Raw genomic sequence first — 6,000 nt, 5'->3', positions numbered from 1 at the left:
ATTTAGATTCCACGAAGCCACTCTCTAAAAGCAGTGAAGAAAGTTCGTCGCCCGCCTTCGCCTGAATTTCAGGAACATCTTCCGGCATTTCTCCCTTCTCAAACGTTTTTCTGAAATCCTCCAGAGCTTTCGACGCCTTGTCCTCTCCGTGATATATTGCGACAGTTTCCCTCGCCAATTTCATTTTGACATTTTTCGGATTGCCCTTTCCGTTTTCAAGTTCCTTTTTTGTTTCTTCAATTGCCGAGAGTGGCGTATACGTGCACAACGTAAAATAATTGATGATGGAAGAGTCCGGAATAGACATAATCTTGCCATACATGTCGCTCGGAGAATCGGTAATGCCGATAAAATTTTCCATGCTCTTGCTCATTTTTTCTTTGCCGTCCGTGCCTTCAAGTATACGCACAGTGAGAACCGCTTGCTGTGGCCGTCGATTTACCCTCATAACGTCCCGTCCCGTGAGCATATTGAACGTCTGATCAGTTCCTCCAATCTCAAGGTCGCACGAGCCGAAAATCTCTCCCAAAACAAACGAGTCTATTCCCTGAAGCACGGGGTACATCATCTCGTGCATGAAAAGTTCTTCTCCTCTTTTAATCCTCTCCTGAAACATGTCTCTCTCAACGAGACGATTAAACGAAATGTGCTTCAGAGTCCAGAGAAGTCCTTTCAAAGAGACGCTCACAATTTCTTTCGATTTCAAATGGGTCTTCTGCATCCGAGTTTGGCTGAAAAGAATTGATTTACCGATAAATGACTTCGGATTCACCAGCGTTGTCTGAAAGAAAACGCGCACGGCATTTTTTGGCTCCAAATCGGTCACGCCATAAAACCAATCCGAATTTCGGATCCATGAAAAGACACTCGTATCCAGTGTGAGAATTTTCCCCACCTGGTCGAGAAAGCTTTTTACATTTTTTTCGACTTCTGCCTGCTCGATTTCGGGACGCACCTTGCTTTTACCGGACGGATCGCCTATGGTGGCGGTAAAGTCACCGACTAAAAATATCACCTTACAGCCGAGGTCTTGAAACTTGCGCAATTTTCGCAAAACTACCGCATGCCCCAAGTGAATATCCGGGCGCGTAGGGTCAACGCCAAATTTAATAACGATATTTCCAGAATTCTCCCCTTTTGTTTTTTTTATGAGTTTTTCTTTGAATTTTCCCTCGGGATCTATGAATTCCGCGACACCACGAGAAAAAAGCTCCTCAATTTCCTCAAGTTTGTTGTTAAGTTCCATGAGAATAATTTAACATAAAATTATAACAGATACTAATTACACGAATGAAACTAATAGCTAAGAATAAGAGATGAAAACTGCACTATTCGTATTCATTCGTATCATTAGTACCATTCGTTGATTGGTATCTGTCATTAGCGTATTGTGCTATCATGTCAAAATAATGCGATTCAAGCTCTTTTCTTTATCGGCAAAAAAGAAAAAACTGCTTAAGGAAGCTATCGGTATCTTGATAGCCCTGTTCGCGCTTTGCGCGGGAGCGATGATTTTGTGGGTTTCGACTTTCGAGCTCCCTGACGTGAACGCTTTTGAGCAAAGAAAGATTTCGGAGTCCACAAAGATATATGACCGGGAAGGAAAAAATCTCCTCTACAGCGTTCAGGAAAACGTCAAAAGAACCGTAGTTCCGAGCGATGAAATGTCAAAAAATATCAAGAATGCGACCGTTGCCATCGAAGACGCGGAATTCTACGAGCATTACGGCATCAAACCAAAATCCATTCTCCGCGCTATTTTCGCCAATTTAAAAAGCGGAAAGTTCAGCCAAGGCGGTTCTACCATCACCCAACAAGTCATCAAAAATACATTTCTCACCACGGACAAAACGATAACGAGAAAAGTGAAAGAGTGGGTTTTGGCCATACGACTCGAAAAAGTTTTAAGCAAGGACAAAATCCTTGAGACCTATTTGAACGAAGCGCCGTACGGGGGCAATATCTACGGAGTTGAGGAAGCGAGCCAGGCCTACTTCGCCAAACCCGCCTACGACCTGACGCTTGCGGAGGCGGCATATCTTGCGGCCCTGCCACAAGCACCTACCTACTATTCTCCTTACGGCAACCACAAGCAGGAACTCATTGACAGAAAAAATCTTGTTCTGAAAAAAATGCTGGAAAACAACTTTATCACAGCGGATGAATACCAGAAGGCTTCGGCAGATAAGGTAGATTTCCGACCACGGGAAGAACGAGGAATCAAAGCGCCTCATTTCGTCATTTATGTGAAAGAATATCTGGCTCAAAAGTACGGTGAGAATGCGATGCAGGAAAACGGCTACAAAGTAATCACGACGTTAGACTACGGACTGCAGGAAAAAGCCCAGGACCTGACGAAAAAATTCGCTTTGCAAAACAAGAAAACCTACAACGCCGAAAATGCCGGAGTGGTAATTATTGACCCCAAAACGGGCCAAATTCTCTCGATGGTCGGCTCCCGAGATTACTTTGACACGGAAATAGACGGAAACTTCAACGTGACCCTCGCTCACCGTCAGCCGGGCTCAACTTTCAAGCCAATCGTGTATGCGGAAGCTTTAGAAAAAGGCTACCTGCCCGAAACTGTTGTCTTCGATGCAAAAACGCAATTTTCCTCGAACTGCGCCGCGTCGAACTTGACGAGTGCCGGTGGATGCTATTCCCCAGACAACTACGACGAAAAATTCCGCGGGCCAATCTCTTTCCGTAATGCCCTCGCCCAGTCGGTAAATATCGCTTCGGTCAAAATTCTCTATCTCGCCGGCATCCAAGACTCACTTAATTTAGCGAAAAAAATGGGAGTGGAAAGTTTGGCGAGTGCGGGCACCTATGGCTTGACTCTAGTGCTTGGAGGAGGGGAAGCATCTCCTCTGGATATGACAAGCGCTTATTCAGTATTCGCAAATGAGGGAGTGAGAAATCCTCCGGTAGCCATCTTGCGAATAGAGGACAGAGATGGAAAGGTTATCGAGGAATTTAAAAAGCAAGAAACGGAAGTATTGCCTAGGTCCATTGCTCTGACAATTTCTGACATACTGTCGGACAACGTGGCAAGAACTCCCCTCTATGGAGCGAACTCTCTGCTATATTTCCCGGGCAAGGACGTGGCGGTAAAAACGGGAACAACCAACAACTACAAAGACGCGTGGACAATCGGCTATACCCCTACGGTTACCGTGGGAGCCTGGGTGGGAAACAATGATAATCGTCCGATGGAGAGAAAACTTTCGGGACAACTCGTGGTGCCATTGTGGAATGCCGTAATGCAGGAGGCTCTTAAAGTAACGCCAATTGCGCATTTTGAGGAGCCCGACCCGGTGGACACCTCGTACTACAAGCCGATATTGAAAGGAGTGTGGCAAGACCCTACTGGTGTTCACTCAATCCTCCATTACGTGGATACAAATAACCCTCTTGGGGGAGAGCCGAGAAATCCAAATAGCAACCCGCAATATTCTCATTGGGAATACGGAGTGCAAAAATGGCTTACGGACAACGGAAGCACCTTCGGTGCCCAGGGCACGAGTACGGGAGTTTCAATCCCGGTCAAAAAAATTGTCGTGGCGATTGTAAATCCGCAAGGATCGAAGCAATACAAAAAAGGACAGCCCATAAACATCGGTCTTGAGTTTGCCCCTGGTGGTAGCCCGATTGTAAGAGCCAATTACTATCTTAATAATGCTTTTCTTGGGTCTAGTGGTGACTCGCCGTTCGAATTCACGTTTACGCCGGACTCCGTTAAGAAAATAAACACCCTAAAGGTAATTCTCACAGACTCGAAAGACGAGACAGGAGAAGCGCAGGTGGAGTTTGAAACAACGAATTAAATATACAAATATACCAATGAAGAAATATACTAATGTATACTAATACATCCCTCCTGCGAAGACGCGGTGCCCGCCCGTACCGAAATAGTACGTTCGGGCGGGCTCCCTTTCAAAGGGAGAATCGAAATTCCTCCTTAAGAAAGGAGGTGCCGACTTGTCCGCCGAAGGCTTTGCGAAGAAGGAGTCAGCAATGCGGAGGATGTCTTAATTATTCGTTTTCATTGGTATATTAGGAATTTATCCGTATATTGGTATGTTCACCTTACGTCTTTCACTTCTTTCTTCAATTCTTTTGTCAAGAATTCCAAAATCACTTCTTTTTTTATCATAATCTCGCTTTTCAAAATCGGGTCCGCCTTGATTCTGAACGTTCCGTTTTTAAATTCAACATCTTTTCTCTCAATTTTCCCTCCCGTGCATTCCCGCACAGCCTTAATAAGGGCATCTTTGGCAATGCTATCCCCAAGCCCTATGGTCTTAAACTTTTCTAGATATAAGGAGACGTTGAACATAAGAACAGCTATTAGCTACTAGCTTTTAGGTGTTAGGACAATTTAGAAAAACTACAACTTTACTTCTGCCCCCTCCCCGACTAACTCCTAAATTTTTTTATTAAATAAAATTAAATCACTGCAAATAATAGAAGTTCTCTTGGACGTCGGAGCGAGCTTTCAGTTTTTTGTGACTTGCGGAGAGGGTTGGAATTTTCTTAGACGTTAGAGCGGCACTTTTCGGAAAAGATTGTCCACAAATCACTGAGAATAATAGAAGTTCTCTTGGACGTCAGAGCGAGCTTATTATTTTTTAAAGCATATGCGAAAGGTGATTGAAAATTAAGGAGGTGCCAGACATCAGAGCGAGAATCGTCTTTTGGAGAGACTAGCGAGTGCGGCGGCGCGAGCTCGAGGAATTTTCTAGCAAGAAAATATCCGTGCTCTCCAAAAGACAATCCGAGCGTTACTTATTCATCGGCATCACGAGATACATAAAACTCCTATCCCCCACTCCGCGGATGACCATGGGCTTCGAAACGCCGTTAAATTGGAGTGAAACGCTGTCTGCTTCGATTGATTGGAAGCAATCGAGGATATATCGGTAGTTGAAATTTATATCGATGTCTTCGCCCGAAATAGCGCTCTCAAGCTTATTCACCGTTTCCCCGACATCCGCATTCCGGGTCGTTAGATGAAAGGTTTTGCCTCCCGGTCTCAATTTCATATTGATCTGATTGAAGTTATCGGAAAAAACATTGGCGAGTTTCAAGGAATTCACCAAATCCTGCTTCAGCGCGACAACCTCGCTTTTATTCTCCTTGGGAATTATCTGCTTGTAGTCGGGAAACACGCCGTCAATGATTCGCGAGGTAAGATACAGCCCCTCCCACGAAAATGAAATTTGATTTTTATCGAGATGAATCTCAACATCGTCCGAAACCTCCTCGAGAATCCTCACAATTTCAATCACATTTTTAAAAGGAATAAGAATTTGGGTAAAATCGGGAATTTTTTTCACTTTTACCCTCTTTTCCGCCAGTCGAAATGAGTCGGTAGCCACAAAAACAACATTTTCGTCGTTGTGATAGATGTATACGCTCGAAAGTTCCGGCTTCATGCTCGATGTCCCCGAACTGTACCAGACACTTTTGAGTCCCCGCACAATATCTTTCGCGTTCATTTTAAAAACTTTAGACAGGGATACAACGGGGATGGTGGGAAAATCCTCATGAGGAAGGGATTTAATGACTGTTGAATTATTCTCCGTCCAAACTTTGAGATTGCCCTCCGCACTCTCAAGTTTAATGCTTTTATAGTTATCTAGGTTCTGTATGAAATTATTTAACACCGACCCCGGCACAGCCACAACTCCTTCTTCCTCGGTTTTAACGGGAAAAGTAATCTCCACCCCCAAATCTAAATTGGTTGATTTTAAAATCAAATTATTATCCTTCACCTCTAAAAGAATACACTTAAGCACCGGCAATGTCGGGTGCTTCCCGCTTATTTTTTCGCATTTAGAAACCGCGGAGGCTAGTTTTTCTTTTAAGCATTCTATCTTCATAGTATTTTTGTTTAAATAAGAATTTTATTATTAAGGATGTGGATAAGTGGATAAGATATTATGTGTTTAAAAATAAGGTGTTTTGGGCTTATTTTGCCTTTTTTTAATGTTGAAA

The 6,000-nt window shown here is 43.8% G+C and carries 4 protein-coding genes; 1 reads left to right on the top strand and 3 read right to left on the bottom strand.

Annotated features, from left to right (window positions below; translation table 11 throughout):
- Positions 1-1,246, bottom strand: a 1,246-nt coding sequence (gene tyrS, locus ABI430_03490) for a tyrosine--tRNA ligase (protein MEO8637937.1), incomplete at its 3' end; no start/stop codon positions are given.
- Positions 1,247-1,409: 163 nt separating this feature from the next.
- Between tyrS and ABI430_03485 the strand changes: the two genes are divergently transcribed.
- Entirely contained in the window at positions 1,410-3,827 is a 2,418-nt protein-coding gene (locus tag ABI430_03485) for a PBP1A family penicillin-binding protein (GenBank protein ID MEO8637936.1), read from the top strand.
- A gap of 257 nt (positions 3,828-4,084) precedes the next feature.
- Here ABI430_03485 and ABI430_03480 read toward each other — a convergent pair whose 3' ends face one another.
- Together ABI430_03480 and dnaN are read right to left on the bottom strand one after the other, a co-directional pair.
- Positions 4,085-4,339 carry a hypothetical protein gene (locus ABI430_03480; protein ID MEO8637935.1) on the bottom strand — a complete coding sequence of 85 codons (255 nt, stop codon included), beginning with the start codon at positions 4,337-4,339 and terminating at the stop codon, positions 4,085-4,087.
- 445 nt (positions 4,340-4,784) lie between these two features.
- On the bottom strand, positions 4,785-5,885 hold the full coding sequence (gene dnaN, locus ABI430_03475; GenBank protein ID MEO8637934.1) for a DNA polymerase III subunit beta: 1,101 nt from the start codon (positions 5,883-5,885) through the stop codon (positions 4,785-4,787).
- Between the last annotated feature and the right edge of the window lie 115 nt (positions 5,886-6,000).

The organism is Candidatus Taylorbacteria bacterium (assembly GCA_039934295.1).
Taxonomy (GTDB): Bacteria; Patescibacteriota; Minisyncoccia; order Phycocordibacterales; family HO2-43-120; genus HO2-43-120.
This window is presented reverse-complemented; position numbering and strand designations above follow the sequence as displayed.